The sequence below is a fragment of the Comamonas odontotermitis genome (assembly GCF_020080045.1).
GTDB classification, from domain to species: domain Bacteria; phylum Pseudomonadota; class Gammaproteobacteria; order Burkholderiales; family Burkholderiaceae_C; genus Comamonas; species Comamonas odontotermitis.
Window position 1 is genome coordinate 835,265 of sequence record NZ_CP083451.1, and the last position, 26,283, is coordinate 861,547.

26 protein-coding genes and 1 tRNA gene are annotated in these 26,283 nt (G+C 60.8%); 11 read left to right on the forward strand and 16 right to left on the reverse strand.

Going from position 1 to position 26,283, the window contains the following annotated elements; all coding sequences use genetic code 11:
- Nucleotides 1-370: 370 nt before the first annotated feature.
- From LAD35_RS03850 to LAD35_RS03865, 4 genes are all read right to left on the reverse strand, one after another.
- Nucleotides 371-859: a GNAT family N-acetyltransferase gene (locus LAD35_RS03850; protein ID WP_224151395.1), complete on the reverse strand. Its 489-nt coding sequence runs from the start codon at nt 857-859 to the stop codon at nt 371-373.
- Between the two features lie 386 nt (nt 860-1,245).
- The gene (locus LAD35_RS03855; protein WP_224151396.1) at nt 1,246-1,767 is read right to left on the reverse strand and encodes a hypothetical protein; all 522 of its coding nucleotides are present in this window, start codon (nt 1,765-1,767) and stop codon (nt 1,246-1,248) included.
- Between the two features lie 109 nt (nt 1,768-1,876).
- Nucleotides 1,877-2,302, reverse strand: coding sequence for a type II toxin-antitoxin system HicB family antitoxin (locus LAD35_RS03860; RefSeq protein WP_224151397.1), 426 nt, complete (start codon nt 2,300-2,302; stop codon nt 1,877-1,879).
- A gap of 64 nt (nt 2,303-2,366) precedes the next feature.
- The gene (locus LAD35_RS03865; protein ID WP_317986729.1) at nt 2,367-2,552 is read right to left on the reverse strand and encodes a type II toxin-antitoxin system HicA family toxin; all 186 of its coding nucleotides are present in this window, start codon (nt 2,550-2,552) and stop codon (nt 2,367-2,369) included.
- Nucleotides 2,553-2,670: 118 nt separating this feature from the next.
- On the opposite strand from LAD35_RS03865, the gene LAD35_RS03870 reads away from it, so the two are divergent.
- Nucleotides 2,671-2,961: a hypothetical protein gene (locus LAD35_RS03870; RefSeq protein ID WP_224152576.1), complete on the forward strand. Its 291-nt coding sequence runs from the start codon at nt 2,671-2,673 to the stop codon at nt 2,959-2,961.
- 143 nt (nt 2,962-3,104) lie between these two features.
- Here the strand turns inward: LAD35_RS03870 and LAD35_RS03875 are convergent, their stop codons facing one another.
- From LAD35_RS03875 to LAD35_RS03895, 5 genes are all read right to left on the reverse strand, one after another.
- Nucleotides 3,105-3,293 carry a hypothetical protein gene (locus tag LAD35_RS03875; protein WP_224151399.1) on the reverse strand — a complete coding sequence of 63 codons (189 nt, stop codon included), beginning with the start codon at nt 3,291-3,293 and terminating at the stop codon, nt 3,105-3,107.
- Between the two features lie 143 nt (nt 3,294-3,436).
- Nucleotides 3,437-3,511: transfer RNA gene (locus tag LAD35_RS03880), tRNA-Arg, on the reverse strand.
- A 71-nt stretch (nt 3,512-3,582) separates the two neighbouring features.
- A complete protein-coding gene (locus tag LAD35_RS03885; protein ID WP_224151400.1) occupies nt 3,583-7,884 on the reverse strand; it encodes a translocation/assembly module TamB domain-containing protein in 4,302 nt (1,433 codons plus the stop codon).
- Between the two features lie 2 nt (nt 7,885-7,886).
- Nucleotides 7,887-9,824 (reverse strand): BamA/TamA family outer membrane protein, encoded by a 1,938-nt coding sequence (locus LAD35_RS03890; protein WP_224151401.1) that lies wholly within the window; start codon nt 9,822-9,824, stop codon nt 7,887-7,889.
- A 2-nt stretch (nt 9,825-9,826) separates the two neighbouring features.
- Nucleotides 9,827-11,014, reverse strand: a complete 1,188-nt coding sequence (locus tag LAD35_RS03895) for a vWA domain-containing protein (RefSeq protein ID WP_224151402.1) — start codon at nt 11,012-11,014, stop codon at nt 9,827-9,829.
- 73 nt (nt 11,015-11,087) lie between these two features.
- Between LAD35_RS03895 and LAD35_RS03900 the strand changes: the two genes are divergently transcribed.
- The gene (locus LAD35_RS03900; RefSeq protein WP_224151403.1) at nt 11,088-11,732 is read left to right on the forward strand and encodes a hypothetical protein; all 645 of its coding nucleotides are present in this window, start codon (nt 11,088-11,090) and stop codon (nt 11,730-11,732) included.
- A 79-nt stretch (nt 11,733-11,811) separates the two neighbouring features.
- Nucleotides 11,812-13,284 (forward strand): cardiolipin synthase, encoded by a 1,473-nt coding sequence (cls, locus tag LAD35_RS03905; protein ID WP_224151404.1) that lies wholly within the window; start codon nt 11,812-11,814, stop codon nt 13,282-13,284.
- Between the two features lie 53 nt (nt 13,285-13,337).
- On the opposite strand, the gene LAD35_RS03910 is transcribed toward cls, so the two are convergent.
- From LAD35_RS03910 to LAD35_RS03920, 3 genes are all read right to left on the reverse strand, one after another.
- The gene (locus tag LAD35_RS03910; protein ID WP_224151405.1) at nt 13,338-13,931 is read right to left on the reverse strand and encodes a GNAT family N-acetyltransferase; all 594 of its coding nucleotides are present in this window, start codon (nt 13,929-13,931) and stop codon (nt 13,338-13,340) included.
- 66 nt (nt 13,932-13,997) lie between these two features.
- Entirely contained in the window at nt 13,998-14,210 is a 213-nt protein-coding gene (locus LAD35_RS03915; RefSeq protein WP_224151406.1) for a hypothetical protein, read from the reverse strand.
- A 7-nt stretch (nt 14,211-14,217) separates the two neighbouring features.
- Nucleotides 14,218-15,072: an AAA family ATPase gene (locus tag LAD35_RS03920; RefSeq protein WP_224151407.1), complete on the reverse strand. Its 855-nt coding sequence runs from the start codon at nt 15,070-15,072 to the stop codon at nt 14,218-14,220.
- A 104-nt stretch (nt 15,073-15,176) separates the two neighbouring features.
- Here LAD35_RS03920 and LAD35_RS03925 point away from each other — a divergent pair, with 104 nt between their 5' ends.
- The gene (locus LAD35_RS03925) at nt 15,177-15,845 is read left to right on the forward strand and encodes a c-type cytochrome (protein ID WP_224151408.1); all 669 of its coding nucleotides are present in this window, start codon (nt 15,177-15,179) and stop codon (nt 15,843-15,845) included.
- Nucleotides 15,846-15,935: 90 nt separating this feature from the next.
- On the opposite strand, the gene LAD35_RS03930 is transcribed toward LAD35_RS03925, so the two are convergent.
- Both LAD35_RS03930 and kefC read right to left on the reverse strand, forming a co-directional pair.
- Nucleotides 15,936-16,370, reverse strand: a complete 435-nt coding sequence (locus LAD35_RS03930; RefSeq protein ID WP_224151409.1) for a DUF1841 family protein — start codon at nt 16,368-16,370, stop codon at nt 15,936-15,938.
- A gap of 47 nt (nt 16,371-16,417) precedes the next feature.
- Nucleotides 16,418-18,295, reverse strand: a complete 1,878-nt coding sequence (gene kefC / locus LAD35_RS03935) for a glutathione-regulated potassium-efflux system protein KefC (RefSeq protein WP_224151410.1) — start codon at nt 18,293-18,295, stop codon at nt 16,418-16,420.
- 303 nt (nt 18,296-18,598) lie between these two features.
- On the opposite strand from kefC, the gene LAD35_RS03940 reads away from it, so the two are divergent.
- Nucleotides 18,599-19,234 (forward strand): LysE family transporter, encoded by a 636-nt coding sequence (locus LAD35_RS03940; RefSeq protein ID WP_224151411.1) that lies wholly within the window; start codon nt 18,599-18,601, stop codon nt 19,232-19,234.
- A gap of 88 nt (nt 19,235-19,322) precedes the next feature.
- On the opposite strand, the gene trmL is transcribed toward LAD35_RS03940, so the two are convergent.
- Together trmL and LAD35_RS03950 are read right to left on the reverse strand one after the other, a co-directional pair.
- Complete coding sequence (gene trmL / locus LAD35_RS03945; protein WP_224151412.1) at nt 19,323-19,808, reverse strand: tRNA (uridine(34)/cytosine(34)/5-carboxymethylaminomethyluridine(34)-2'-O)-methyltransferase TrmL; 486 nt, start codon at nt 19,806-19,808, stop codon at nt 19,323-19,325.
- Between the two features lie 90 nt (nt 19,809-19,898).
- Complete coding sequence (locus LAD35_RS03950; protein ID WP_224151413.1) at nt 19,899-20,711, reverse strand: ComF family protein; 813 nt, start codon at nt 20,709-20,711, stop codon at nt 19,899-19,901.
- Between the two features lie 35 nt (nt 20,712-20,746).
- Between LAD35_RS03950 and LAD35_RS03955 the strand changes: the two genes are divergently transcribed.
- From LAD35_RS03955 to LAD35_RS03980, 6 genes are all read left to right on the forward strand, one after another.
- The gene (locus LAD35_RS03955) at nt 20,747-21,652 is read left to right on the forward strand and encodes a class I SAM-dependent methyltransferase (RefSeq protein ID WP_224151414.1); all 906 of its coding nucleotides are present in this window, start codon (nt 20,747-20,749) and stop codon (nt 21,650-21,652) included.
- A 342-nt stretch (nt 21,653-21,994) separates the two neighbouring features.
- Entirely contained in the window at nt 21,995-23,590 is a 1,596-nt protein-coding gene (gene coxB, locus LAD35_RS03960; protein WP_224151415.1) for a cytochrome c oxidase subunit II, read from the forward strand.
- A 45-nt stretch (nt 23,591-23,635) separates the two neighbouring features.
- On the forward strand, nt 23,636-25,282 hold the full coding sequence (ctaD, locus tag LAD35_RS03965; RefSeq protein WP_224151416.1) for a cytochrome c oxidase subunit I: 1,647 nt from the start codon (nt 23,636-23,638) through the stop codon (nt 25,280-25,282).
- Nucleotides 25,283-25,294: 12 nt separating this feature from the next.
- Entirely contained in the window at nt 25,295-25,402 is a 108-nt protein-coding gene (locus tag LAD35_RS03970; protein WP_224151417.1) for a cytochrome oxidase small assembly protein, read from the forward strand.
- 32 nt (nt 25,403-25,434) lie between these two features.
- Complete coding sequence (locus tag LAD35_RS03975; RefSeq protein WP_224151418.1) at nt 25,435-26,046, forward strand: cytochrome c oxidase assembly protein; 612 nt, start codon at nt 25,435-25,437, stop codon at nt 26,044-26,046.
- The gene (locus LAD35_RS03980; RefSeq protein WP_224151419.1) at nt 26,046-26,264 is read left to right on the forward strand and encodes a DUF2970 domain-containing protein; all 219 of its coding nucleotides are present in this window, start codon (nt 26,046-26,048) and stop codon (nt 26,262-26,264) included. The genes LAD35_RS03975 and LAD35_RS03980 overlap by 1 nt, the downstream gene beginning before the upstream one ends.
- The last annotated feature ends 19 nt before the right edge of the window (nt 26,265-26,283 follow it).

Sequence of the window (26,283 nt, forward strand, 5' to 3'; positions counted from 1 at the left end):
AAAGCACTGACGTAATAGTAGCGTGAAGCTATGTGTCTGGGGTTTGCGTTTGTCACCTCTGTGCCACCGCTAGGCGAAAAAAAAGCCCGCATGATGCGGGCTGTAGCGTGGACTTCGCCAAATTGCTTCTCCATCTCACCTCTCGAAGCAATGTAATCATAAATCAAATATATCAACAATCAATCCTTGATTGTTGATATATTGTAAGTTGTGTGTAAGGCAGTCCTAGGCCTCATCAAGACGAAGGCGAAAAAAAGCCCGCGTGCAGCGGGCTAAGCACTTACAGCATGGTGCCTCCGCTCCCAGAGGCAAGGCGATGGTAGGGCAAGGCTGGGGAGGGCGCTTTGCTCTGGGTCAAGGTCGGCAATACTCAGGCCGAATGCTCTGGAGTAGTGGGTGCAAGGAGGCGAAAACGCTGGAAGCGAACACCATCGAACTCAACCTCGCCATCGGGCTGAAATCCCAGTCTTCCTACCCCTTTGATTCTTGTTCTTGAGTGCGGCAGAAGAATGGTTATGGACCCCAACCTCATGGTTGTGAATGCGCGTTTGACGATCTCCTCGTAGATAACTTTGCCGCTTCCCCAGAAGTGCGGGTGAAGTACAAGTGCGAGATCAGCATCGCCTTCCTCGTATTGCAATCCGCCCCAGCCTGCAAACTGATGATCAATGAAAAATGCCCAAGGGCCATAGCCGTGATTGTCCCACTGAGCATCCTTCTGTTTCACCCATACCTTCGCCTTCACTTCATCAAAATCTGGGCTGCCAAGAGGCATTTGGCGCAACACGTCAGGGTGGTTGTTGAGCGAGATGATGTCTTGCAGACTGACTTCGGTGAGTCGCTTGAACTCTAGGTCCATTGTTCTAAATTGAGTGATTGTTTTGCTTAAGGCGGTAGGCTATCAGACGAATAGCGGTCGGTGTGTGGCGCCATATCCCAATGAAGGGGCAAAAAGACCTCGCATCTCAGCGGCTATCGCAGCATAGCGAGCCCGCACTCAAAGCCACCCCAGCCTAAGCGTGCAGAACAGCCCAACCCAGAGCATCACAAAGGCAACGAACACAGCCTTGATGTAGCTGGGCCAGCTCAAGAACACCTGCCAGAAGTTTTTGTTCTTCCATGTCATGTTCGGTCGTTGGTTCGCTTCTAGGGCTTGTGCTGAGCAGAGGGGGCCGATTGAGCGGCGAGGACAGTAACCAAGCCTGCATGGGCAAATAGCCGATAGGAATTCCAGTCTATCGCAGCTCAATGCTCCTGGTCTGGTGCCCACCAAGGAATAGCCTCGAATCCCTGTTCAACTTCACCAGTCGCAACCGGTTCAAGAATGAGTTCCGCAGCTGGGTCTACGCCGTCTTCGTAGCTTAGAGCGAATTGCCGCAGGGTAACTTGATAAACGCCAGATGGGATGGGCAGAGCTAGATGGGTGTTAGCTGCTGGCGGCTCTTCAGCGAACTGTGCTGCCATAGTTAGCTGCGTGTAGTCCGTTAATTGAGCTCCAGCCTGGCCAACCTTGATGAGAGAGGATGCCTCTCTCAAGGCGGTCGAATCAGAACGGGTTGTCGAAATGCGCAGAGGTTCATTGGCTAGATCAGGGCCTGGATGAACAATGAAGAGAGAGCCAATGTTCAAATTCTTTAGCAAACACGGAATCAATTGATCCAATGTCCAGTCTTCGCCAATGAATCCGCGATAAGAATCAGGGGATACCAGTGCGACGAATCCATCTTCATCTATCTCTGCCCATAGTTCGAAGTTCAAATCAGCCATTGAAACCCTCTTTTCGGTAAGTGGCAATGACGCTTTATACCTCGCACAAAGAAATATGCCTCCCCGGCGCCACTACGGCACTGGGGAGGCTCTTTTTTCGTTTGTGCAGTCAGATTGCTGGAATCACTGCAATGGACAGCTCGGAATCCATGGCATGGAAAGCGGCGGCCAAGGTGTCAATCTTGGTCGCGTGGTGCAGATCGAGGATGCGCGTCACCTCCTGGGGCTTGATCCCCATGGCGCGCGCAATGTCGGCTGGCCGTGCATTCTTCTGGATCCGCAGATTGAGCAGTTGCACCTTTGCCCATACCGAAAGGGGGAGGGCAACAAGCTCCTCCCCGGCTTCGGGTGCAGATGGATCGGGTACGGCTCGCCCGTCCTCGAAATAGAAGTCCATGGCGGTCAGCAATGCATCTGCTGCCATCTCGCGCGCCTCTTCAAGAGTCTGGCCCTCGGTGATTGCTTCGGGAATGTCCCGGAATGTCACGGTATAGCCACCCTCTGGCGCTTCAGTAAAAAGTGCTGGGTATTTCATTCTGTCTCTCGGTAGGTGGTCGCAAAGCTCAGGAATTCAGGCTAGGCCCTTTCGGGCCTGCCTCCTATTCGTTGATTCCTAACTGCTTCAGGATTGCTTTTCTGGTGCCTTCCATCAGCTCTCTGCTTGGGTGTCTTGGCATCACTGTTTGCTTGCCGTTGAGGTAGACCTTTGTGTGTCTGGCTCCCTCTTGGAACGTAGCGCCTAGCGATGCTAGATACCGTCTGAATTCGCTTTGCTTCACGACCACCTTTCCGTTGTTTCGATGGAATGAAGTATAAACATTAATGCGTAAACATGCAAGCAAAAATGCTTACTTTCTCAAATTATTTATACTGTTCTTTTATCCAGTGATTCGGGGTGTGCCTATGCAGATAGATCAGATCGCCATTGCTGTGCTCGGGGCTGCTGCTGCCTGGCTGTCTCAGGCGCGCTCGGAGGCGTTCAGGCGGTGGGCCTGCATCTTCGGCATGCTTGGGCAGCCGTTCTGGTTCTATGCCTCATGGAAGGCTGAGCAGTGGGGCATATTCGCCGTGAGCGTGCTCTACGCCCTGGCCTGGATGAAAGGGCTCTGGATTCATTGGTTGCAGCCTGGGCGCGATGGCTTGAGCAGTGATGATGTGCGGACTATCGAGCTGACGCCAGACACAAGGCGGTGAAATTTCCAGCGAAAAATATTCTAGAAATTATTCCGGCTGGAAGGGGGTAGCGTTTGGCGATCCCCCTGCAGCTTGCGAAATTTCGCAATTTGGAAACTTTCCCTGTCGAGCCCTAGTCGACACCTCATGTTGATTTTTCGGGCCTATGAGCGAGGCGTGTCGCCCAGTTGCGCCTTGAGCGCTGCAATCTCGTTGTCTTTGACCTGGAGCGCGCCTGCCACCAACCCCAGGAATGAATCGAATAGCTCGCGCTCGGCTTGATTCATAGTCTCCATGAGCATGGCAGCTCCATGTTTGAGGCTGTCGGCCAGTTCAATTTCGTTGGTGTTCATGCATCAATTCTCCAGAAAAAAGCCACCTCAAGGGTGGCTAATTTCGTTGCGGATTCACTGTGTATGTATACAGCATCCATGTCCCCGGCATGTCCCCGGAGGGCCTGGAAAAAGACAGGCCAATTGATTTCATTAAGAAAAATTGGCCCCCCCGACAGGAATCGAACCTGTATCTAGCGCTTAGGAGGCACTCGTTCTATCCATTGAACTACAGGGAGGGTGACCAAGCAGCTATTGTAGGTGGTGTTCGGCAGGTGCCGGGCAAACTCCGTTGTGTGTTGTGGCTGTCCTAGTCAAAACGCAGCGTGTAGATCAGGTCCAGCGCGCTGGTCACGCCTGCCGATCCGCGTAGTTGCAGGTTGCGGGTGAAATCGTAGAAGATGTAGAGCGCGCCCAGGGTGCCGCCCAGACCGGCTTCGTAGGTCACATACAAGTCCTTGGAGAGGCGCTTGCCCAGCGACAGGCCGGCAGAGCCGTTGTCGCCCCCCAGGCCGATTTCATCCAGGCCCAGGCCCTTGGCGATGTTGCCAGTCAGGCTCTCACCTGATCCGCCACCCAGCAGGGCGAGGGCGGCCTGTTGCATCATGGCGCTGCTGGCGCCGCCGCCGGCGGGGTCGCGGCCCATGACCACCCATGATATTTTCTCGGCATCGGGCATTTCCGGGTCGGAGTACAGGCGCACGCGCGGAGCCATGGCTGAGCCGCTGACCTGCACGCCGGCCTTGACCGAGATGTTGGGGCGCAGCGCCAGAATTTCGAGCGATGGGTTGTTGTAGGGGCCGTTGAACCGGATCTGGCCGGTTTCCACATTCAGCACCTGCCCCCAGGCACGGTATCGGCCTTCCTCTGTGGTGATGACGCCGGTGATGCGGGGCATGCCGATGCCGTTGCCGCCTGCGTTCTGCACATTGAGCGTGCCGCGCAGGCGCGTGGTGATGCCATAGCCTTGCAGCGCAAAATCGTTGCCCAGATCCAGCTTCACATCCAGCAGCATGGGCTTGGCGGGGGTGATGCCGCCGGCGGGTTCGTTGGCCTTGCCTTCGGCGGCTTGGGCCGCCTCCTGTTTGGCCTTTTCGGCAGCGGCGGCACGGCTCGCCTTGGTATGCACCACCACATCGCTGCCCAGGGTGGGCGAGGATTCGTTGGCCAGCATGATGCTGGCGCGGTCCACGCGCAGGTCGCCGGTGATGCGCATCTGGCCTTGTTGCAGCTGGCTGCGCACATCGCCTGAGATGCTGACCTGCCGGTCGGCGCGCACCAGTACCTGCAGGGCCTTGGCCTGGGTTCGGATGTCCATGGTGATGTCGGGCTTGCCGCCATCTTCGGGCATGCTCCAGCGGATCGTGCCTGTTGCATCCAGGGTGCCGCCGTCGACGGGGGCTTCAGTCAGGTTGCCGCTGTAGCCGATGATGCGGGCGCGGCTGCCTTCACCGCCGTCAAAGTGCAGGCGCTGCAGTGCCAGTTCATTGCCATTGAGCTGGGCACGCAGGGTGCCGTTGCGCAGATCCACGCCATCGAGCTGCGACTGGATATGCATTTTGTCGGCCGACAGGCTCCCACTCCAGCGCGGATCGCGCAGGTTGCCGGCCAGCTGCACGTCTGCGCCCAGGCTGCCCGCCACGCGCCATCCAGGCGGGGCGAAGCTGGCCCAGATGCCCAGGTCAGGCATCTGGGCCTTGATGGTGCCGCTGAGCGGGGCGTCGGGCGCGACGGTTGCAGCCAGATAGTCTTTGCCTTCGAACTGCAGCGCGGTCTGCAGATCGGCATTGAGCTCGCCCGCGTTGGCAGAATCCCAGCGCACATTGGCGCGTACCTGGCGGTCCTGCACGGTCAGGGCAACGGTTGCGGTACGGATGCCGGCGGTGATGGTTTCCTTTTGTTCGGCAAACGCCTTGGCAAGGCTGCCCTGTTTGCCGCTGGAGTGGAAGGTGACGCTCTTGGGTCGGCTGCCCTGCACATGCAGGCGCAAGTCGCCGCTCGCCCGTTCCACTTCCAGCCTGGCGTTGAGGCCGTTGGTGGTGCTGATGTCCCACCGGCCTTGCACGACGAGGTCCGAATCGAGCGGGCTGGTGCCCTGGTTCTGGTTGGCGTCAGGCTTTTGGAAGGCGCGCGCCCAGCGCAGTGGCAGGCCTTGCACGCTGCCGGTGCTTTGCAATTGCACGGATTTGTCCGCGCCCTGGCTGAACTGAAGCGGGTTCCACTGCAGCACGACGGTGCCAGCCTGCGGGCCAGTGAGGTGCAGCTGTCCTGTTCCGGTACTGGCGGTCAGTGCTTGTTTGCCTTGGGGCAATTGCAGCTTGAAATCGAGCGGCTGCTGCAGCGCCAACTGCCATGGCTCCTTGTTGGGCGGGAGCGTGGCGCGGGCCTGCAGCTGGCTCAGGCTGCCCGTCCACTGCTGCTGTGCATTGCTGCTGGCCGCCAGCTTGATCTGGCCACCAAACTGCTGCTCGCCATGGCGCGCTTCGGTTTGCAGATCGGCCTGCACCTTGGCGAGGTTGCCGGTCAGCGTCAGCTGGGTGTTGCGTAGTTGCCAGCTGTCCTCGGCATTGTTGCTGGTGCGCACGGTGAGCTGCGGGGTGTTGACGGTTGCCTCCAGCGCAAATGGTTGTGCGCCTTTGGTTGCCATGCCTTCGGGAAGTTTGGCGAGGAGGCCGGCCTGCTGCAGTTGGCGCAATGCATCGCCATAGCCACCGCTGTAATGCAGCTTGGCCTCCAGGCTGCCTTGTGCGCTGAAGTCTGCAGGCAGCGCCTCGGCAACGCCGGGCACCTTGCGCAGCCATTGCATCAACTGTTCTGCACTGGCCAGCTTCAGGCTCGCTTCGCCCTTGCCCTGGGTCGGCGTGGCCTGGGCCTGGATGTCCAGGTTGGCGCCGGGCACCTGTGCGCTTACGCGGCCTGCACCGCTTCTCTTTTCGATATTGGCAACCAGCTGCTCGGCACTGAGGTGCGCGCCCAGCGCGTCGATCTGCGCACTCTGCAGTTGCAGCTCGGGCGCTTTCCAGCGGCCTTTGGCGATGATGCGGTCGATGGGCAGGCGGGCCGTGGTTTTTGGATTCTTGGTGCTTCGTGCTTCTGGCGCACGGTTGGAGCGTATGTCGCTGTCAAAAACAATAGCGTCGTCCTGCGACTGGGCGGTCAGCTTGCCGGAGAGCGGTGCGCTGTCCACGCGGGTGTCGATAAGCGCCGGGTTCAGCGCCTGCAGCTCGGCTTGCAGCGCAGCATGGTGGTCTGTCAGCCGGTAGTGGCCTGCGGTTTGCAGGCGGCCGTCGCCCAGTTGCACGGTGGTGCCATCCAGCACATCGATACGCTGGCCATCAAACAAGGCCTGGGCTTGCAGGTGTTGAATGGGCAGGCGCTGCGTGTCCAGCGGGCCGGGCAGGGCATTGTCGATATCGACGGCGATGTCGAGGGGCACAGGCAGCAGGGCAGGTGCAACGGCATCTGCTGGCGGGGCGGCCAGGGCGGGCGCAGGGCTGTCTGCCTGTGCCTTGGCCAGTGCATCGGCCTGGGCTTCGGTCACCGCGATTTTGCCGTTGAGCAGGGTGGTGGGCAGGCCAGGCATAAACGCTGCCAGGTTGATGCTTTGTACGGTGGCCTGCGTGGGGCCCACCGGCCAGGGTTTCCAGGGGTAGATGGTGGCATCCACATCGGCCTGCATGGGGGGGGCTTTGGCCAGGGCCTGCGCGGTCTGGTCCTGGCCATGGCGCGGCGTATTGCCTGCGGCTTTGGCTGGGGCGTTCTTCGGCGCGGCAGTTGTACTGTCTGTCGGCGATGGCGGCGCAATCTGGGGCTTGAGCTGGGCCACCACACGCAGGCTGGCGTCGGCACCTGCCAGGTTGCCGGTGACGTTAGCAGTGGCATCGGCCAACATGGCTGGCAGCTGTGCGGTAGCCGGTTGGTCTACATGGGCGCGCAGCTCGCCATCGAGTTCCATCGGCGCCAGTGCACCCAGGGTAAGCTGGGCCTGGTAGCTGCCGTTGAAGGCCTGCACGCTGGTGACCTGCAGACGGTGCTCGTCGCTCTGATACAGGTAGTGGCCCTGCAGTCCGGCGATGGTGATGGGCTGGGCGGCCGCCCAGACGATTTGATCCACGGAGAAGGGAATATCGAGCACACGCAGCGGCAGCGGCAACTGCTCCAGCGGTTGGGTAGGCTCCTTGGGTTGCTCGATGCCGGATGGCGTGATGGTGAGCTGGGCAATGTGGATCGGTGCCAGGCGCACTTCACGATCCCAGATATTGTCGAGGGTCCAGCCAATGGTGGCGTCGCTCATGTCGACGCTGATGGAGGGGTTGCTCCACTGCAGATTGCCGATGCTGCCGCCTTGTCGCAGGCTGCCGCGCACATCGGTGGCCTGCAGCTTCTGGTCTGCTGGCAGGAAGCGCTGCGCGATGGCGATGACGCGTGCGAGTGAGTCATCCTGCCCGCTCCACCACCAGGCACCGCCCAGCAATGCAGCGATTGCGACGAAGATCAATACAAAAAACCATAGCAGCCAGCGCACAATGCGTCTGCCCCAGCTTGCTTTCTTACGAAGAGGCGGATGCGTTGGTTGGCTGCCCTGCGGCGTGGAGAGAGAGGTATCTGCCATGGTCAAAAGCTGTATCCCAGGCGCAAATGCAGGCGAAAGCGCTGGTCTTTCAGTCCGTAGGCCACATCGGCCTGCAGTGCGCCCACCGGGCTGCGCCAGCGCAGGCCCGTACCAATGCCCCAGTAGGGGGTCATGTCGCCGACCTTGTCGGCTACCGAGCCCACATCGGCAAACACGGCCGATTCCCAGTCGCTGACTTCGCCATTGCGCACCAGAGGGCGCTGGTATTCAACGCTGCCCACGTACATGTAGCGGCCGCCGTAGACCTTGTCGCCGGCAACGCTGGCGCCAATCTGCTTGTAGCCATAGCCACGCACAGTGGTGTCGCCACCGGTGATGAAAAGCTGCGTGGCAGGAATGACTGCAGAATCCTTGGCCAGAATTGCGCCCCCTTCGGCCCGCAGGGCGAGACGCGCTCCGCGCGAGCTGCCATTGGGCGCGGTCACCGTACCGGCCGGTACAAATCCTTGCCAGCGCAGCAGGGCGCGCATGAATGGGTCCCGCTGAGGCGTGAGGGTGAAGCCTGCGCCCAGTTCTGCCGCAATGCCGTAGCCCCGCGTGGGATTGGTGTTGTTGTTGAAGTAGCGGCCTGTCCAGCCGTAATTGGCGCTGATGGCGCTACTGGATGGAATCTTTTCCAGGCCCTGTACGGAAGACGAGAAGTCGTACTGCAGGAATGCGCTGCGGTCGATGTGGTCGGTGCTTTTCTTGTGACCACCGCGAATCTGGGCCGAGTTGATGGTGAAGTCGCCGTTGATTTCGCGCTTGACTTCGCCGCCTGCAAAGTCCGCCCAGCCGTCTTCGCCGGGCAGGTCGGTCCACTCCGTGCTGATCAGTTTCTTGTCGCGCTCGAACGAGAGCTTGCTCACCGCGCGCCAGCCCAGCAGGGGCATCTTGTTGTGGATATGGTCGAGGCTCAGGCGCGGGCCGGTATCGGTGGACATACCGATACCGAAGACCACCTTTTGCAATTTGGCCTCGCGCACCTGGGCAATCACGGGCGCCGCCTCGGGTGTCTGGGTGTTGGTGTCCAGCGTCAGAAAGACAGAATCGTAGTAGCCGCTTGCGGCCAGCCGCGTCTGCGCATCGAGCATGGCGGTTTCGCTGTAGTCGCGGCCGGTAGGCAAGCGCGCAATGCGGGCAGTACCGACCGGGTCGTAACGCTCGGCGCCTTCAATCGACAGGGGGCCAAACTTGTACAGCGGCCCGCTGTCGTAGTGCACCGACAGCCGGGCCTGGTTGGTGTCGCCGTCAATATCGGCCTTGCTGGACTCGATCTTTGCGGTGGGGTAGCGGCGGCGCTGCAGAGTGCGAAGGCCTTCGGACTTTGCACTGTCCCAGCCTTTCTGGGTGAACCCGGTGCCGGGCGGCAGGTCCCAGTTGCGCAGCAGTCGCTCGCGCCGGCTGGCGAAGTTCTTCTCCTCCGTCACGGCGCCGGTGTAGTCCAGTGCCACATCGGCCACCTTGGTCTGTACGCCGGGAGTGACTGAGATGATGATCTGCGGGCGGGCTTCGCTGTCTGCCGCAGATATTCCGCTGCCCGCAGGCGCTGCACCTGTATCGAATACATCAATTTGTATCTCGGGGCTGAAATAGCCCAGCGTGCCCAGCAGCTCGCGCACGTTCTCGTCCGCACTGCCCAAAAGCCGCGTCAACTCGGTCAGCTGCAGGCCAGGAAAGCTGCGGTAGCGCTTGAGGTCGATGTATTGCTCCAGGTACTTTCTGACATCATCGGGCGCTTTCACGGTCAGGTCGAACGCGGGCTGGTCATTGTCGGCATCGTGGCCGTCGGAATTTCCGTCTGCCGCGGTTTCGGTGCCCTTGGCACTGCTCTGTGCATCCTCGCCATTGGCGCGCGGTGTGCTGCTGCAGCCAGTCAGCAAGGCGGAAAAAACAATAAAAAACGCCGGCAGGACCGGCGTCGTCAGGCGATATCGCATGGTCACTTTGACAGCAACCGCATTGTGTCCTCCAGGCCTTTCAATGACAGGGGAAACATACGGTCGCCTACGAGTTGTTGTATCAGGCTGATGCTCTGGCGGTATTGCCAGACACCTTGCGGTTCGGGGTTGATCCAAGCGTGCTTGGGAAAAGCGTTGGTCAGGCGCTTGATCCATTCGGCACCCGGTTCTTCATTGTTATATTCAACCGAGCCGCCCGGTTGTAGGATTTCGTAAGGACTCATTGTGGCATCCCCCACAAAGATCAGTTTGTAATCCTTGTTATATTTTCTGATGATGTCCCAGGTCGGAAATTTTTCGGCATAGCGGCGCTTGTTGTTTTTCCACATGTAGTCGTAGACGCAATTGTGGAAGTAATAGAACTCCAGGTGCTTGAACTCGCTCTTGACGGCGGAAAACAGCTCCTCGACGCGCTGGATGTGGTCGTCCATCGTGCCGCCCACATCCATCAGCAGCAGCACTTTCACATTGTTGTGCCGCTCGGGGATCATCTTGATGTCCAGATAGCCCGCGTTGGCGGCGGTGGCCCGGATGGTGTTGGGCAGATCGAGTTCGAGTTCGTTGCCGTCGCGGGCGAACTTGCGCAGGCGGCGCAGCGCCACCTTGATGTTGCGCGTGCCCAGCTCCTGCGTGTCGTCGTAGTCGCGGTAGGCACGCTGCTCCCACACCTTGACCGCGCTTCGGCTTTTACCGGGGCCGCCAATGCGGATGCCTGCGGGGTTGTAGCCGCCGTGGCCAAACGGGCTGGTGCCGCCGGTACCGATCCACTTGCTGCCGCCTTCGTGGCGCTCCTTCTGCTCTTCGAGGCGCTTTTTCAAGGTTTCCATCAACTCATCCCAGCCCATGGCCTCGATCGCCGCCTTTTCCTCGGGGCTCAGTTCCCGCTCCAGCACCTGTTTGAGCCAGTCTTCCGGCAGTTCCTTCTTCCAGTCGGTGAGCAGCTCCATGCCTTTGAAATAGGCGGAGAAAGCCTGGTCGAACTTGTCGAACAGCTTTTCATCCTTGACCAGGCAGGTGCGGGCCAGAAAGTAGAAATCGTCCAGGCTCCAGGCATCTTCCGATCGTGGACCGGCCAGGCCTTTGTCCAGTGCCTCCAGCAGGGTGAGCAGTTCCTTGACCGAAACTGGCAGCTTGGCCGCGCGCAAGGTGTAGAAAAAGTCGATCAGCATGGAGTTGTAAACAATTGGTAACAGAAGCGAGCTAGTCTTTCCAGTCTAACGGGACTTGGGGGAGCATGCTGCCATGGTGATGATCAAAACGGACAAGGCCAGGCAGGCGTTGCGCAACCGTGCCAGCCTGTCGGTGCAGGAGCGGCAGATCCTTATCTTGTGCGATGGCATCCGCTCCCGTCAAGAGATTGCGGGTTGGCTCGGTGACACCGCCCTGGCATTGATGGACAGCCTGCTGGCCCAGGGGTATCTGGTGCAGCGTCCGGTGGAAGGGCAGGCCTGGACGACTCGCGACTCCCATGACGCGTTGCGCCAGGCATCGCTGGCGCCTTTCCCGGCAGCAGAGCAGCGCGAATCCACGCTGCTGCCAGCGGGCATCGACCTGCAGCCCTCGCGCCCGGCGCCTTTGGCACCTGCGTTGGCGCCTGCACGGGAGGCGCTGTCGTCTTCCGCTGCCAAACGCTCTCTGGCCGCATGCAAGATGTATGCATCCGGCATCCTGCAGATGCAGCGCGGCGGCGATGCCCAGCACATGTTGGCGCAGCTCAATGCCAGCCAGAACGAGAGCGATCTGGTGGTCAATCTGCTCAAGGTGCTTCAATTTCTGAAGCAAAAGACCAACGCCAGTTATGCGGACAACGTGAAAAAGCACATGAGCAATATTCTGCCCGAGCAGCACCTGCCTGCGCTGCAGGAAAGCCTGCTGAGTAGGCTGTGAACGGCGCTCACCGGGGCTCAGGCGCAGATGGAGGCCGTGCTAGCATGAACCATCTGTATTGGCGTGTCCGTCGAATCTCATGCACAGCAATCTGCTTCCCCAACTGTGGACAGGCTCTGTTTTCATCTTGCATCTGCTGGTCGCGGCCCGCGCGCTGACGCGGGCCAACCGTTCGCCTGCCTCGCGTGCCGCATGGGTGGCAGTCATCATGCTGGTGCCGCTGGTGGGTATAGCGGCCTATCTGTTGCTGGGCGAGACCAGCATCGGGCGCTCGCGCGCGCGGCGGCTGCGCCGGGTGCAGACCACTTTGCAGCGGCCGGTGCAGACGCCTGCGCAGGTGTCGGGGGCGGCAGCATCCCTGGTGGCATTGGCGCATTCCATCACCGGCTTTGATGCAGTTGCGGGCAACCGCGTCGTGCTGCTGGGCGACGCGACGGCGGTACCGGCCCAGCCCATGGTCAATTCCAAGGCGGCCATCCACCATCTGATCGACGACATCGCGCAGGCGCATCAGCAGGTACACATCGCCTTCTACATCTGGCTGGCCGACGATACCGGCCAGCGCCTGGCGCAGGCGGTGGCGGCTGCTGCACGCCGTGGCGTGCGGTGCCGGGTGATGGTGGATGCGCTTGGTTCGCGCGCCTTTCATGATGGCGCCCTGTGGCGGGAGCTGGCGCAGGCTGGCGTGCAATTGCTGGCTACGCTGGATGATGTGAGCCGCCTGCGCCACATGGCGCTCAGCCGCGTGGATTTGCGCGACCACCGCAAGCTGGTGGTGATCGACAACCGCATCGCCTATTGCGGCAGCCAGAATTGCGCGGACCCCGAGTTCCGCATAAAAGCAAGGTACGCGCCCTGGATCGATGTGCTGCTGCGCTGTGAGGGGCCGGTGGTACGGCAGATGCAGACGCTGTTCTTGAGCGGCTGGATTCCGGAGACCAACGAAGCCGGGCTGGACGACCTGCCCAATGCGCCGGTGGCCGCGGCGGATGCCGCGCCGGGCAACTGCGTGGCGCAGGCGGTGGAAACAGGCCCCACGGCGCGGCACAACGGCATGTCCGATCTGTTTGTGGCCAGCATGTACGCAGCGCGCCACGAACTGCTGATCACCACGCCATACTTTGTACCGGACGAGGCCTTGTTGCGCGCCCTGTGCGCCGCGCCCCGGCGTGGGGTGGCCACCACCCTGATCGTGCCCGCACGCAATGATTCATGGCTGGTGGCGCAGGCCTGCCGCAGCTGCTATGCCGACCTGCTGAGCAACGGGGTGGCGCTCTACGAGTATCCGCTGGGTGTGCTGCACGCGAAGACCTTGACCCTGGACGGCGAGATCAGCCTGGTGGGGTCGGCCAACATGGACCGCCGCAGCCTGGAGCTGAACTACGAGAACAACCTGTTGATCAGCGACTGCGAGGTGACGGGCAGCATACGCGCGCGGCAACTGGGCTACCTGTCCGTGTCAAAGCCCGTGGATGTGGCAACGGTGCGCGCCTGGCCATTTCATACCCGGCTGGTACACAACGTGGTGGGCATGATGGCGCCGGTGCTGTAGTTTCGCAGCCATTGCGTCTGGCGCCCATCAGGCGCCAGGCCACTTGACGAACATCAGCGTGGCTTGTTCAGCAGGTACAGCAGCTGCGCCTTGGCTTCGGGCCACTCGCCAGCGAGCATGCTGTACATCACGGTGTCGCGCACGGTGCCATCGCGGCGGGGCGCGTGGTGGCGGATCACGCCGTCCTTCCTGGCTCCCAGGCGCTCAATCGCCCGCTGGCTGGCAAAGTTGAAGTTATCGGTTCGCCAGCCCACCACGGCAGCGCCCAGGGTTTCGAATGCATGCGTCAGCAAGGTCAGCTTGCAGGTGGTGTTGACATGGCTGCGCTGCACGCTCTGCGCATACCAGGTGTAGCCAATTTCCACGCGCTTCAAGGCGGGCACGATGTCGTGGTAGCTGGTGCTGCCCAGCACCTTGCCCGTGGCTTCATCGATGACGGCAAATGGCATGCGGTTGCCCGCTGCGCGCATGTTCATGGCCTGCTCGATGTAGAGCCTGGTGTTTTCCGGCTCGGGAACGGAGGTGACGCGGATCTTCCAGAGTTCGCCATCCTGCGCAGCGGCACGCAGGCCGTCTTCATGCGCAAAGTCCAGGGGCGTGAGCAGCACGCCGTTGCGGCGCAGATCGATGGGTTCCACAAAAGCCATGGTGTTCCTGAATGTGATGAATTGGATAGCGGATTGTGCTTAACCGAGGGGCATTTCAGCGTGTTTCTATCTGGACTTTCGCCAGAGCCTGGCCAGTTGAAGGCCCGCCCCGCCGCCCAGGCCCACCAGCGCAATCGCGGCAATGCTGCCCGCGCTGTAGCCTTCTTCAAACAGCGGCCAGCCCAGCAGGTGCGAAATGCCCCAGCCTGCCAGCGCACCGGCCAGAAAGCCGATGGCGTCTGTCAATCCTTCGGCCAACAGTTGCTGCGGTGTGGCCATGCGCTGGCTAGCGGTTGCGCTGGCTCATGAAGACCAGCTTCTCAAAGAGGCTCACGTCCTGCTCGTTCTTCAAAAGCGCGCCTACCAGGGGTGGCACGGCAATCTTCTGGTCGGCGGTCTGCAGCACCTCGGGCGGAATGTCTTCGGCAACCAGCAGCTTGAGCCAGTCGATGAGCTCGCTGGTCGATGGTTTTTTCTTGAGGCCTGGCAGGTTGCGGATTTCGAAGAACACCTTCATGGCCGCCGACAGTAGCTCCTGCTTGAGCGTCGGGAAATGCACCTCGACGATCTGCTTCATCGTCTCCGCGTCTGGGAACTTGATGTAGTGAAAGAAGCAGCGGCGCAGGAAGGCATCGGGCAGCTCCTTCTCGTTGTTGGAGGTGATGAACACCAGCGGGCGGTGCTTGGCGCGGATCATCTCGTGCGTCTCGTAGCAATAGAACTCCATGCGGTCGAGTTCGCGCAGCAGATCATTGGGGAATTCGATGTCGGCCTTGTCGATTTCATCGATCAGCAGGGCCACGGGCCGGTCTGCGGTGAAGGCCTGCCACAGCACGCCCTTGACGATGTAGTTGTGGATGTCATGCACACGGGCCGCACCTTCCACATCGGCAAGCTGGCTGTCCCGCAGACGACTGACCGCATCGTACTCATACAAGCCTTGTTGCGCCTTGGTGGTGGACTTGATGTGCCACTGCAGCAGCGGCATGTCTAGCGCCTGCGACACTTCTTCCGCCAGCATGGTTTTCCCTGTGCCGGGTTCCCCCTTGACGAGAAGCGGTCTTTGAAGGGTAATTGCCGCATTGACCGCGAGCATCAGGTCATTGGTCGCAACGTAGTTCTGTGTGCCTTGGAATTTCATGAAAGAGAATGCAGAATCGAGGTGACAGGGTCTGTTTCAGCGTTGACTATAAACTTAGACACCGCCTAGACGCGGTAGCTTTTCCACACGATTGTGCGCGCAAAATGAATAAAACATTGACCACGGTATTTGCATTGGCTGTCGCGTCTGTGACGGGTTGGGCGGCGGCCCAGGAGGTGAAGGGTGATGCCAAGGCAGCCGAAGGAAAAATTGCCATGTGCATTGGCTGCCACGGTATCGTGGGCTACAAGGCCAGTTTTCCTGAGGTGTACCAGGTACCGAAGATCTCGGGGCAGAACGGCAAGTACATCGAGGCAGCGTTGCATGCATACAAAAAAGGCGACCGCAAACACCCCACCATGCGCGCCATTGCCGACTCGCTGACCGACCAGGACATTGCTGATCTGGCCGCGTATTACGAAAAGCACACCACCGGTGATGTGACGGTAGCTGAAAAGCCTTCGAGAGAGCCGAGCACCAAGACCGCTGAGCTGCTGAAGAAAGGCACCTGCGCATCGTGCCATGGCGACAATTTCTCCAAGGCCATCGATCCCACCTATCCCAAGCTGGCTGGCCAGAATGCCGACTATCTGTATGCAGCCCTCAAGTCCTACACCGTGGAGAAGAACGGATACATCGGCCGTTCGAACCCGGTGATGGGGGCCATGGCCAAGCAGTTCAACCATGCGGAGATGAAAGAGCTGGCAGACTACATCGGCAGCCTGCAGGGCGGCTTGCAGACCGTGCCGGAATCGCGCTTCCGCAGCAAATAAGGCAGCAATGGCGGGCAACGCAGCAGTTGCTACAGCAAAAACGCCCGGCAATGCCGGGCGTTCTGCTTTGTTAGGGGGAGAGAGCGGCGCTCAGTCCTTGGTGGCGTTGCGCTGCACGGCTGCCACGTAGGCGTCTCCATCAGGGGGGCGGCCCGAGCGCTGGCTCTCCCACAGCATGGTGCCCAGGCACTCCATCGCAACATGATGTGCATCATGCAGCGAGCCCAGGCGCTTGGCGAGCAACTCCACCGCCTGGCGGATGCCACGTGGCTGGTCGATGCTGCATTGCTCGCTGATCGACAGGTGCATGGACAGATGCAGAAACGGGTTGGTCTTGTCGGGTGTCAGGTCGTAGTTGCGGGCGATGGCCGCATCCACGTCGCTCAGGTCTTCGCGGTATTCGGGGTGCTCGGCAATCCACAGGCCTGCCAGGGTTTCGATGGCTTCCATGGGCTGGCCGGCTTGCTGCTTGGCATGTGCAGCGCAGAAAAAACGCCGCACATCGGCTTGGGAGGGGTTGAACATAGGGCGCAAAGCGTAGCACGCAGCCGGTGGGCTGCGCGTGCCTACGGTCAAATGTGGGATTGCGGGTCGTCCGGCTGGTGGGGGTAGGGGCTGCTGGGGGCCTGCTCGGCTTCCTGCGCCTGCGTCTGGCGCTCCTGGCGCTCTCGCATCATCTGCTCGACCAGCTGATCGCGGCCCTGGCGGCCCACGGCCAGCATGGTTTCGCGGTCGTTGCGGTGTTCGTACATCTTGTTGGTCAACTCGATGTTGTGGGCACGGAACACCGTGACCACATATTGCGCGTCCTCAGGGGTGTAGCCCATCAGCTCCAGCGTTTTCTCGGCCGTCTGCAGGCTGGAATCGAACAGTTCACGGTCCACATACTGCACGCCCATGTCACGCAGGGCAAACCAGTGCGCCACATCCTTGGCCCGCGTCACGATCTTGAGGTGCGGAAAATGCTGCTGCACCAGCTTGACGATCTGGTTGGTCTGGCTCTCGTCGTCGACCGCGATCACCATGACCTCGGCTTTCTCTGCCCCGGCGATGCGCAGCAGATCCTGTCGGGTGGCATCGCCATAGAACACACGGTAGCCGAAGTTCTGCGCGACCTGGAGCATCTCGACGCTGTGGTCCAGAATGACGGCCTTGATGCCCTGGCTTAGCAGCACACGGGTCACGATCTGGCCATAGCGTCCAAATCCTGCGATCAACACGGATGCTTCCTGCTGCTCGTGCAGCTCTTCCGGCGCATCTTCGCCGGTGGCGAGGTTGGCAAACCGTGGCATGAGCCAGCGGTCCATGGCGGCCACCATCAGTGGCGTAGCCACCATGGAGATGGCCACTGCGCCGATCAGCAGCGAAGAGTGCTGCGGACTCACAATACCCTGCGCCTGCGCGGCACTGAACACCACGAACGCAAACTCTCCGCCTTGCGCCAGCAGCAGCGTGAACAGCGGGCGCTCCTGCAGCGGCATGCGCAGCACGGTGGCGAGGCTGTAGATAACGACGGATTTGATGAGCAGAAAAATCACCACCAGCGCCAGCATGGCCAGGGGAGACGACAGGATCACCGAAAAATCGATGCTCATGCCCACGGCGATGAAGAACAATCCGAGCAGCAGGCCCTTGAAAGGCTCGATGTCGGTCTCCAGTTCGGCGCGGAATTCGCTGTCGGCCAGCAGCACGCCAGCCAGAAAGGCACCGAGAGCCATGGACAGGCCGATCTGCAGCATCAGGTAGGCAATGCCCACCACCAGCAGCAGGGCGGTGGCGGTAGAGATTTCGCGGGAATCACTTTGCGCAATCCAACGCAGCACGGGGCGCAGCAGGTAGCGCCCTCCCACGATGACGGCGGCAATGATGGCAAGGGTTCTGCCAATTTCCAGCAGCATGTTGCCGTCGTTCTGCGCGGCCTGCTGGCCCACGGCCAGCAGGGGCACGAGCGCCAGGATCGGGATGGCCGCCACGTCCTGGAACAGCAGGATGGCAAAGCTCGTCTTGCCGCTGTTGGTAGACATGAGGTTACGCTCTGCAATGCTTTGCAACGCAATTGCGGTGGAAGACAGTGCCAGGCCCAGGGCTGCAATCAGGGCCATATGCCAGTCAAACCCGAGCAGCCAGCCTGCGGCAAACAGACCTGCGGTGCACAGCAGCATTTGCGCGCTGCCCACGCCGAAAATGGGGCGGCGCATGCTCCACAGGCGGCTGGGCTGCAGCTCCAGCCCGATCAGGAACAGCATCAGCACTACGCCGAACTCGGAAAAATGCAGGATGTCCTGCACATTGCTGACCAGCTTGAGGCCGCTGGGGCCGATGATCATGCCGGCCACCAGGTAGCCGATGATGGTGCCAAGGCCGAGGGCGCGCGAAATCGGCACGGCGATGACAGCGGCTGCCAGGTACAAAAAGGTGTAGGTCAGCCAGAGAGGGGCGTGCGCTTCCATGCGTGCAAAAAATGGTGTTGTTGTAGGTACTTTGGGGACGAGGTTACGTTTTTTTTGTGATTTGTGGGAATTTATTGCAATTTTTTGCGTTCTGCGTATGCCCAGCAAGCGCAGGCTGCTATGAAAAATATGTGACAGTCCCCCACGGGCGGTGCTGGCAATGGAGAGCAGCCTGGCGCGATAATGGCGGCTTTGCCCGTTGTGCCGGGCCTACAAACTGCGGCCTGCCAGGCGCCAATGCGCACATGGCAGGGCGATGTGATGCATGGGCGTTGGCATGGTGAGGCCGTTTCTGGATCGATCATGGAATTTCACACCTGGCTGGCCTATCTGGTGGCGGCCATCATCATTGCTGTATCTCCGGGCTCGGGCGCGGTGCTGTCGATGAGCCACGGCCTTTCCTACGGCGTGCGCAAGACCAGCGCCACCATTTTTGGGCTGCAGCTGGGCTTGCTGCTCATCCTGCTGATTGCGGGTGCGGGTGTGGGCTCGCTGCTGATCGCGTCCGAGACCGCGTTCAACATCGTCAAGATCGTGGGCGCCTGCTACCTGATCTACATCGGTTTTCAGCAGTGGCGCTCGACTGGAGGCCTGGTGAGCGACACGGCCACGCAGCAGCCCGAAGGCAGCTGGAAAAAGCGTACCTTGAGTGGTTTTCTGACCAATGCCACCAATCCCAAGGGCATCATCTTCATGGTGGCGGTGCTGCCGCAGTTCATGACGGCTGCTCGTCCGTTGTGGCTGCAACTGTTGATTCTGTCCGTCACGACCTTGGCAGTGGACACCATCGTGATGCACGGCTATGCCGCAAGCGCCAGTGTGCTGCGCCGCCTGCTGCGTGACAGCAAGGCCATGCGTATCCAGAACAAGGTGTTTGGTGGCCTGCTGATGCTGGTCGGCATGGGCTTGTTCTTCGTCAAGCGCTCACAAAACGCCTGAGCCCCGGCGGCACATCTATTTGCTATTTAAATGAGAGCTATTGGCGCGCATCTGTTGTGCGCCAATGGCCATTTTTCTCAAATCTTGGTTATTGGGCGATACCACCGTCAGGCATGGCAAAGCCGTTCTGGCGCCAGGCTTCAAAGACGGTCACTGCCACGGCGTTGGACAGATTGAGGCTGCGCTGGCCTGCCACCATGGGCAGGCGCACACGCTGGGTGAGGGGAAAGCTCTCGCGCAAGGCAGGGGGCAGGCCACGGGTTTCGCAGCCAAATACCAGCCAATCGCCCGGGTGAAATTGAATGTCAAACGCAGGGCTGCTGCCATGCGTGGTCATGGCGAACATGCGGTCTGCCGCTGGCTGCATGGTGTCGACAAAGGCCTGCCAGCTGGCATGGCGCTGCGTGGCGGCGTACTCGTGGTAATCGAGGCCTGCGCGGCGCATGTAGCGGTCTTCCATGGAAAACCCCAGCGGCTCAATCAGGTGCAGGCGGCTGCCGGTATTGGCGCACAGGCGGATCACATTGCCGGTATTGGGGGGGATTTCTGGCTCGACCAGGACGACGTTGAACATGGGATGCAGTGATGGGAAGATGCGCGCGGCACGGGCCGCCAAGGCGTGCCAGTGTAGTGATGCATCAAAGCGCCTGCATGGCGCTGCGTTTTATTCCGGCGACGGAGTTCTTGCAAAAACCATAGCATCTACCGCAGATGCACCGTGCGCCAGCAGCATGTTTGCCACTGCAGCCAATGTGGCGCCCGTGGTCATTACATCGTCTACCAACAACACCTGCCTGCCGCAAATCGCTGCTGCATGGCGCGGTTCGACGGCAAAAGCGTGGCGCAGATTGCGCAAGCGCGCAGCGCGGCCCAACTGCGCCTGCGCCGGGGTATCGGCCAGGCGCAATAGCCAGCCAGAATGAAGCACGGCGTTGCCCGGTGCCTGGCGCTGCAGGGCGCGGGCCAGTTGCAGGGCCTGGTTGTAGCCCCGCTCGCGCAGCCGCGCGGCCGAGAGCGGTACCGCAAGCACGAGATCTGCCTGTTGCAGCCATTGCCGCGCGTGCGGCGCCTGCAGCATCAACTGCGCCATGGGCCTTGCCCATGCCAGATGCTGGTGATATTTGAACTGCTGCACCATGCCGCTCCAAGGCGGGCTATAGTCCACCGCTGCATGGCAGTGCCTCAGCGGCAGCGGGTCGAGCAGGCAAGCCGGGCAGACCCGGCTGGTGCCGGGCAAAGGCAGCGCGCAGCGGTCGCAGCGCCCTGTGGCAGAAGGCGCGCAGATGGCTGCGCAGTCACTGCACAGCTGCGGGCTGGGCCAGCGCTGGCACACCAGGCAGGTGCCGGGCAGGTGCTCACCCAGGCAGTTTGCAAACCGGATTGGCCACTGTTGCCACCATTGCCAATGGTGCCAACGTGGAGCCGAAACACCGCTTTCGCTGCTGACTATTGCCATGCCGTTTCTTTCAGAAGACATTTAACCCACGCCCTTACTGCGTAGCGGGCTTCCCCATGGCCGAATTTTCCACTCCCCCGACGATTGACCCGATAGCCGCCACGCGCTGGCAGAGGCAGGCGCCTGCGCACAGCCCCTGGCTGCATGATGAAGTAGGGCGGCGCATGGAGGAGCGTCTGGCGTGGATTATGCAAAAGCCCGCTGCCTGGTGCAGCTGGCAGCCGCTGTACGGTGGCCTGGCAGCGCATCAGCGTGTGGCCGAGCGTTATCCACAGTCGGCGCTGAGCGTTGTCGAAACCCAGCCTGGACACGAAGCCGTGCTGCGCGAACACCTCTCCAACCCCTGGTGGAGCATGAGCCGGTGGCGCCAGCCCAGGCTGCACTGGGGCCAGCCGGAAGCGGGCAGCGTGAACATGCTCTGGGCCAACATGGCCCTGCACAACCATCCCAATCCACAGCAACTGCTGCAGACCTGGCACCAGTTGCTGGCTGTGGATGGGTTTGTGATGTTTTCCTGCCTGGGGCCGGACACATTGGCAGAAGTTCGGGCCGTCTATGCACAGCAGGGCTGGCCGGCTGCGAGCCACGAGTTCACTGATATGCATGACTGGGGCGACATGCTTGTGCAGGCTGGTTTTGCCGAGCCGGTGATGGACATGGAGCGCATCACACTGTCGTATTCCAGTGCGCAGAAATTGCGCGCGGAACTGCGCGAGCTGGGGCGAAACCTGCACCCCCGCCGCTTTGGCGCCCTGCGGGGGCGCAGCTGGCTTGAACAGCTCGACCTATCGCTTGCGCGACAGCTGGCCCGCGCCGATGAGGAAGGGCGGCTGGTTGTCACCTTCGAGATCATCTACGGCCACGCCTTCAAGCCGACTCCGCGCATCAAGCTGCAGGGCGAGAGTGTCATCAGCGTGCAAGACATGCAGCAGATGCTGCGTCAGGGGCGCATGCAGGGGTAAGTGACCGCTGCCGCGCAAGGCGCTGCCGATATGGGCAACCGGTGATACACCGCCAAGGGCTCGGGCCACGCCGGAGACAAGCCCGGTACCAGGGCTTGGCGTGGAACGCCAATTGCGACGGCTGTCTAGTGCCTGAAGGGCTTCTGTTGTGAAAGCCCTATGATCCCGGGATTGCATGGGTTGCAATATTGCGCAGTTCACGCCATGCTCGGTTTGATGACAAAGTGGCATGAGTGCAACCGCAGGTGCGCTCGGCCAAAGGTGCACCACGCGGCTCCATGTTTCCCCCACATGGTGCCTTGCACTTCATAACGATGAGACGTTGAGAAGTAAGTGACAACTATGAAAAGTGTTTCTCAAAAACTGGCTTCTTTGCTGTTGGTGGCTGGCGTAGGTTTGGCAACTGCAGCGCACGCAGTGCAGAGCCTGCCGGGCGGCCCTGCAGTCGGGCAGATGAACCTGCCTCCCCCGGTTACCAAGATTGCCGAAGAACAGCACACCCTGCACTGGATGATGCTGTGGATCTGCACCATCATCTTCGTTGGTGTGTTTGCGGTGATGTTCTATTCGATCTGGAAGCACCGCAAATCCAAAGGGGCCAAGGCCGCGGATTTCCATGAATCGGTCACAGTGGAAGTTGCCTGGACGGTTCTGCCTTTTGTCATCGTCATCCTGATGGCCTTGCCTGCCACCAAGGTGCTGGTGGCGCAAAAAGACACCACCAATGCGGACCTGACTGTCAAGGTGACCGGCTACCAGTGGAAATGGGGCTATGACTACCTGACGGGCGAAGGTGAAGGCCTGAGCTTTGTCTCCACCCTGGACAGCAGCCAGCGCGCCATGTCCAACAGTGGCGATGTCTCCAAGGCGCCCAATGACTATCTGCTGCGCGTCGACAACCCGCTGGTGGTGCCCGTCAACAAAAAGGTGCGCGTCATCACCACGGCTGCGGACGTGATCCACTCCTTCATGGTGCCTGCCTTTGGCATCAAGCAGGATGCGATCCCCGGCTTCGTGCGCGATACCTGGTTCCGTGCCGAGAAAACGGGCGATTACTACGGCCAGTGCGCAGAGCTGTGCGGCAAGGAGCATGCCTACATGCCTATCCACGTGAAGGTGCTGTCGGCTGATGACTATTCCGCATGGGTGGCAGACCAGAAGAAGAAGCTGGCTGCCAAGGCGGACGATCCGAACAAGGTCTGGGTGCTGGCCGATCTGGTGGCCCGTGGCGAAAAGGTCTATGCGGCCAATTGCGCGGCCTGCCACCAGGCCAATGGCAAGGGCGCAGGCCCTATCAAGGCACTTGACGGCAGCCCCGTGGTGCTGGGCCCCACGGCAGACATGATGCACGCCGTGCTGGAAGGCCGCGCCAATGGCGCCATGCCCGCCTGGAAGCAGTTGAGCGATACCGATCTGGCCGCTGTGGTGACCTTTGCCAAGAACCACTGGAGCAACAAGACCGGCACCATGGTGCAACCCGCCGAGTTCGTGGCTGCACGCGGTGGCAAGTTCCCTGAGGGCGGGGGCTCCGCAGCGCCTGCTGCTGGTACTGCAGCCCCCGCACCCGCTGCGCCGGTTGCCGATGCACAAGCGGCCCCTGCTGCTGCCGCACCGGCTGCAGAAGCGGGTCCATTCCAGGTGTTTTTCGGCAGCGGCAAGAGCGATCTGGACAGTGACGCACAGGCCACCGTCAAGAAGGCGGCGGGCGCCCTGGCCGCTCAGGCTGGCAAGGTGGTACTGTCCGGTTATGTCGATTCCACCGGCAATGCCGATCAGAACGCCGAACTCGCCAAGCTGCGCGCCCAGGCAGTGGCCAAGATGCTGACAGACAACGGCGTAGCCGATGGGCGCATCGAGATGCGCAAGCCAGAAACCATTACTGCAGGACAGGGCGCTGACAGCCAGGCGCGCCGCGTAGACATTGTTGCTGCGCCATAAAGCCCCACCAGTCCAGCACACGAAGAGCTATCGGAGTCAAGAACTATGAGCGCCGTTCTCCCTACAGACCACAGCCACACTGGCCACGGCCATGATGCGCATGGCCACGATGACCACCACCATGGCGCGCCCACCGGTTGGCGCCGCTGGGTGTTTGCCACCAATCACAAGGATATCGGCACGCTGTACCTGCTGTTCTCGTTCACCATGCTGATGGTGGGCGGCGTGCTGGCGCTGCTGATCCGCGCCGAGCTGTTCCAGCCCGGCCTGCAGCTGGTCAACCCTGAGCTGTTCAACCAGCTCACCACCATGCATGGCCTGATCATGGTGTTTGGCGCCATCATGCCGGCCTTTGTGGGCTTTGCGAACTGGATGATTCCGTTGCAGATCGGTGCATCCGACATGGCCTTTGCGCGCATGAACAACTTCAGCTTCTGGCTGATGATTCCTGCAGGCCTGATGCTGGTGGGCTCGTTCTTCATGCCTGGCGGCGCGCCCGCTGCGGGCTGGACCCTGTACGCACCGCTCACGCTGCAGATGGGTCCGTCCATGGACACCAGCATCTTCGCCATGCACGTGATGGGTGCTTCGTCGATCATGGGGTCGATCAACATCATCGTCACCATCCTGAACATGCGCGCCCCCGGCATGACGCTGATGAAGATGCCCATGTTCTGCTGGACCTGGCTGATCACCGCATACCTGCTGATTGCCGTGATGCCCGTGCTGGCCGGCGCCATCACCATGACCCTGACCGACCGTCACTTTGGCACGAGCTTTTTCAACCCTGCGGGCGGCGGCGACCCGGTCATGTACCAACACATCTTCTGGTTCTTCGGCCACCCCGAGGTCTACATCATGATTTTGCCGGCCTTCGGCATCGTGAGCCAGATCGTTCCGGCCTTCAGCCGCAAGAAGCTGTTTGGCTATGCATCGATGGTGTATGCCGTGGCGGCCATTGCCATTCTGTCCTTCATCGTGTGGGCGCACCACATGTTCACCACCGGCATGCCGGTGACTGGCCAGCTGTTCTTCATGTACGCGACCATGCTGATCTCGGTGCCGACGGCTGTGAAGATCTTCAACTGGGTGGCCACGATGTGGCGCGGCTCGATGACCTTCGAGACACCGATGCTGTTTGCCGTGGGCTTCATCTTCGTGTTCACGATGGGCGGCTTCACCGGCCTGATTCTGTCGATGGCCCCCATCGACATCCAGTTGCAGGATACCTATTACGTGGTGGCGCATTTCCACTACGTGCTGGTGGCTGGCTCGCTGTTTTCGATGTTTGCCGGTTATTACTACTGGGCGCCCAAGTGGACTGGCGTGATGTATTCCGAAGCGCGCGGTCGCATCCACTTCTGGGGCTCGCTCATCACCTTCAACATCACCTTCTTCCCCATGCACTTCCTGGGTCTGGCCGGCATGCCGCGTCGCTATGCCGACTACCCCATGCAGTTCGCCGATTTCAACATGATCGCGTCGATCGGTGCATTCGGCTTCGGCCTGATGCAGGTGTACTTCTTTGTGTTCGTGGTGTGGCCCGGCATGCGTCGCCGTGGCGAAAAGGCCCCGCAAAAGCCATGGGAAGGCGCTGAAGGTCTGGAGTGGGAAGTGCCCTCGCCAGCACCATTCCATACTTTCGAGAACCCTCCCAAGCTGGACGCCACGGCCACCAAGGTCATTGGCTGATTGGATCTGTAGATGACAACGCCTGAACAACGCAAGGCAAACACCCGGCTGGCGCTGATTCTGGCGTCGGTGGCGCTGGTCTTCTTCATCGGGTTTCTGGTGAAGATGACGGTGCTGTAAGCAGTACGGCGAGCAAACAGGAGCAAGCAAGAGTGCGACACGCAGACAACGTCAAGATGGTGGGCAAGCTGGCCGTCGTAGCCTTGGGTATGTTTGCCTTTGGCTATGCGCTGATCCCGCTGTACAAGCGCATCTGCGAAGTCACCGGAATCAACATTCTGGCCTTGACCGAGCGCGATGTGCCGGGCAACGGCACCGCGGGGAAAAACGTCAAGCTCAATACCCAGGTGGACGAGAGTCGCACCATCACGGTGGAGTTCGATGCCAATGCGCGTGGCCCCTGGAGCTTCAAGCCCGCTGTGGCGTCGATGAAGGTGCACCCAGGAGAGTTGAGCACGGTGATGTACGAGTTTCGCAACGAGCAGAACCACCGCATGGCGGCGCAGGCGATTCCCAGCTATGCGCCCAAGCAGGCCGCTCCCTACTTCAACAAGCTGGAGTGCTTCTGCTTCAACCAGTACACGCTGGACCCGGGTGAGAGAAAGGAGTGGCCGGTGGCTTTCGTCATCGATCCCAAACTCTCCAAGGATGTGACGACGATCACCTTGTCCTATACCTTCTTTGAAGTGGGCGGCAAGACACCGGGTGCTCCGGTGGTCGTACCCACGGCGGCCGCTGCGGCAGCGGAACCAGGGTCATCGTGATGCCAGCACCCAGCCCGACACCGCAACCCGGACAGCGCAAAGGCAGCGTGTGGCGCACGGTGCAGGCGGTGCTGTGGTCTTTGCTGGGCGTTCGCAAGGGATCGGAGTGGCAGCAGGATGGCGCGCAGATCACGCCGCTGCAAGTCATCGCCGTAGGTCTGGTGGCCCTGGCTTTGTTTGTGCTGGGCCTGATGGCCCTGGTGCATTGGTTGGTTTGAGTAGAGTGTTTCAGTAGCA

Coding starts and splice junctions, on each gene's coding strand:
- LAD35_RS03870 (WP_224152576.1), top strand. CDS start 2,671: ATGCAGATAGATCAGATCGCCATTGCTGTGCTCGGGGCTGCTGCTGCC.
- LAD35_RS03955 (WP_224151414.1), top strand. CDS start 20,747: ATGGCCGAATTTTCCACTCCCCCGACGATTGACCCGATAGCCGCCACG.
- LAD35_RS03890 (WP_224151401.1), bottom strand. CDS start 9,824: ATGCGATATCGCCTGACGACGCCGGTCCTGCCGGCGTTTTTTATTGTT.
- LAD35_RS03895 (WP_224151402.1), bottom strand. CDS start 11,014: ATGCTGATCGACTTTTTCTACACCTTGCGCGCGGCCAAGCTGCCAGTT.
- LAD35_RS03900 (WP_224151403.1), top strand. CDS start 11,088: ATGGTGATGATCAAAACGGACAAGGCCAGGCAGGCGTTGCGCAACCGT.
- LAD35_RS03940 (WP_224151411.1), top strand. CDS start 18,599: ATGGAATTTCACACCTGGCTGGCCTATCTGGTGGCGGCCATCATCATT.
- LAD35_RS03855 (WP_224151396.1), bottom strand. CDS start 1,767: ATGGCTGATTTGAACTTCGAACTATGGGCAGAGATAGATGAAGATGGA.
- LAD35_RS03915 (WP_224151406.1), bottom strand. CDS start 14,210: ATGGCCACACCGCAGCAACTGTTGGCCGAAGGATTGACAGACGCCATC.
- LAD35_RS03980 (WP_224151419.1), top strand. CDS start 26,046: ATGCCAGCACCCAGCCCGACACCGCAACCCGGACAGCGCAAAGGCAGC.
- coxB (WP_224151415.1), top strand. CDS start 21,995: ATGAAAAGTGTTTCTCAAAAACTGGCTTCTTTGCTGTTGGTGGCTGGC.
- LAD35_RS03860 (WP_224151397.1), bottom strand. CDS start 2,302: ATGAAATACCCAGCACTTTTTACTGAAGCGCCAGAGGGTGGCTATACC.
- LAD35_RS03875 (WP_224151399.1), bottom strand. CDS start 3,293: ATGAACACCAACGAAATTGAACTGGCCGACAGCCTCAAACATGGAGCT.
- LAD35_RS03910 (WP_224151405.1), bottom strand. CDS start 13,931: ATGGCTTTTGTGGAACCCATCGATCTGCGCCGCAACGGCGTGCTGCTC.
- LAD35_RS03925 (WP_224151408.1), top strand. CDS start 15,177: ATGAATAAAACATTGACCACGGTATTTGCATTGGCTGTCGCGTCTGTG.
- LAD35_RS03850 (WP_224151395.1), bottom strand. CDS start 859: ATGGACCTAGAGTTCAAGCGACTCACCGAAGTCAGTCTGCAAGACATC.
- kefC (WP_224151410.1), bottom strand. CDS start 18,295: ATGGAAGCGCACGCCCCTCTCTGGCTGACCTACACCTTTTTGTACCTG.
- LAD35_RS03950 (WP_224151413.1), bottom strand. CDS start 20,711: ATGTCTTCTGAAAGAAACGGCATGGCAATAGTCAGCAGCGAAAGCGGT.
- cls (WP_224151404.1), top strand. CDS start 11,812: ATGCACAGCAATCTGCTTCCCCAACTGTGGACAGGCTCTGTTTTCATC.
- ctaD (WP_224151416.1), top strand. CDS start 23,636: ATGAGCGCCGTTCTCCCTACAGACCACAGCCACACTGGCCACGGCCAT.
- LAD35_RS03885 (WP_224151400.1), bottom strand. CDS start 7,884: ATGGCAGATACCTCTCTCTCCACGCCGCAGGGCAGCCAACCAACGCAT.
- LAD35_RS03930 (WP_224151409.1), bottom strand. CDS start 16,370: ATGTTCAACCCCTCCCAAGCCGATGTGCGGCGTTTTTTCTGCGCTGCA.
- trmL (WP_224151412.1), bottom strand. CDS start 19,808: ATGTTCAACGTCGTCCTGGTCGAGCCAGAAATCCCCCCCAATACCGGC.
- LAD35_RS03970 (WP_224151417.1), top strand. CDS start 25,295: ATGACAACGCCTGAACAACGCAAGGCAAACACCCGGCTGGCGCTGATT.
- LAD35_RS03920 (WP_224151407.1), bottom strand. CDS start 15,072: ATGAAATTCCAAGGCACACAGAACTACGTTGCGACCAATGACCTGATG.